The 1,981-nt window shown below is 30.5% G+C and carries 1 rRNA gene; it reads left to right on the top strand.

The features are described from left to right. Positions 1-121 precede the first annotated feature (121 nt). Positions 122-231, top strand: a 5S ribosomal RNA gene (gene rrf / locus ACFQ13_RS03680). Positions 232-1,981: the final 1,750 nt, after the last annotated feature.

Below are 1,981 nucleotides of genomic sequence, written 5' to 3'. Positions count from 1 at the left end.
GTTTTTTTATAAGTTTACGTTACTTACACAACAGATATCATGTAATTTTTTCAATATGTCAACAATATTAGTGTTGATTATTTATAACAACCCAAGTTCTGATAGAATCAGAATAAAGACTTAAGGTGGTTATAGCGACGGGGCTCACCTCTTACCATTCCGAACAGAGTAGTTAAGCCCGTTTGCGCCGATGGTACTACTTTACTGTGGAAGAGTAGGTCGCCGCCTTTTTTAAGAACCCTTACTAGATAACTAGTAAGGGTTTTTTGTTTTTACACCTTTTTTAAAAACCACCTAAATAACCACACCTTTATATATTGCTCGCAATCCTACCCATAATCCCAACTTCATTGGGAGAAGATCAAGACCGAACTGGGAGTTGGATATTTAATTCTGCACAAAACAAAGATTTACCTAACATACGATTTAGTAATCAGCTTTAAAATTAAGGTTGATCAAAACCTAAAACCAATCAAGTGGAATTATGGCGCTTCATCTTTAACTGGGGGCAACTTAAAAAAAGGAATAATATTATTAGGTTGGGTGTTGATTCATAAAAAAGTAAAATCAAGGAATTTAAAACTAAAATGAGGTTGAATAAACTCGTCTAACAAAAAAATGAAATATACTTTGTCTTAATATTTGGAATTAATTGATATCGGGTTTAAAATAATTGGAGTTTAAAAAATAGGATCCTAATATAAAATCTCCATCACATCTTATTAAATCTCCTTACTTCGAATTAGGTTGAGCTAAAAAATAGTAATTTCTATAAAGTTTAGTGATAACTGCTGATAAGGGAAATCAAGAAAAAGCAATACAGTCTGACAAAATTCAAATTTGTAAGTCCGAAGAAAACTAAAAATTAAGATGAACCCGTAAAATGAGTTCACTAATATAAATTTCTACTTCGTTTGTTGAATTAAGTTCTAAATAAGACAAATTGAATCCTGACTATAAATGAGGTAAACGATGTAAATCGAAATAAAGAATAGTATTACCTAAAATAAGTTTAGCTGATACTATTATTATGGAAGGCAATTATGATCCAGAAAAGTGTTGTTGATTTTATTAATATTTCCTCGAGTAGGGGATAATCTTAACGAATGAAAATAGTGGCATTTAAAATCAGAGGCATAAATAGATCCAATCAATCCTATACAAGATTCTTATAAAATTACTATTCATATAAATCTGCTGTTCTGAATCAAAAAATATAAAATGCAACTTTAAAAAAAAAGAAAATTTTGTTGGAAAGAGTAATCGAGATGATCTAAGCAAAATCTTTAATGTTGTTAATCTTCCAATTAAAAAGAAAACTTCATCTAAAATTAGAGAACCTACTAGTAATTAAAAATCCCTAATCTTTATTCAGGATCCATAGTTCAAAGGAAAATATAAAGGAATCTTCTCAGAAAATAGTTCAAAATAAAGAATTATTCAATCCGCTCCAGTTCGGTTAACAATTGAATAAAACCAGCTTCGTATAAATAAAACTCTTCAGCGATGACGAGCTTATAAGATCTGTCTGGGTTACCGGCTATTTTTATTGAACGATTTATTAAAGTAATCCTATTCAAATTATAAAAACCTTCATCAAAAACAACGTCGTTAAATTAATATGGCAGGAATTGAGAACGAACGCTAAGAAGATCTACTCCGTTAAGCATTATAAAATGAGAGAACTTCCACGCCAAATGAAAAAAAATTAAACAAAAGGGATTTCCTCAACCTGCCATTATCAATGAAAACCGATACGTCTTCTATAACTTGATAAACCGTAAAAAAGACCCTAAACCATCAGGATTTATAGGCTTTGAAACAAAAAGTAATAAAACGCTAAAACTAACTCACAGTAAATAAGCCAATTAAAAATAAAACAAAATAAAAGGCCCTTTGATGTTGTGGGTTAAGAAAAGGGTTCTATATTTGCACCCCCGAAACAAAGACAGCAAGTCAAGTTTCGCACGTTCATTGTCAT

Source organism: Winogradskyella rapida (assembly GCF_042675845.1).
Lineage (GTDB): Bacteria > Bacteroidota > Bacteroidia > Flavobacteriales > Flavobacteriaceae > Winogradskyella > Winogradskyella rapida.
The sequence above is the reverse complement of the archived record's forward strand: the minus strand, read 5'-3'. Positions and strand labels throughout refer to the sequence as shown.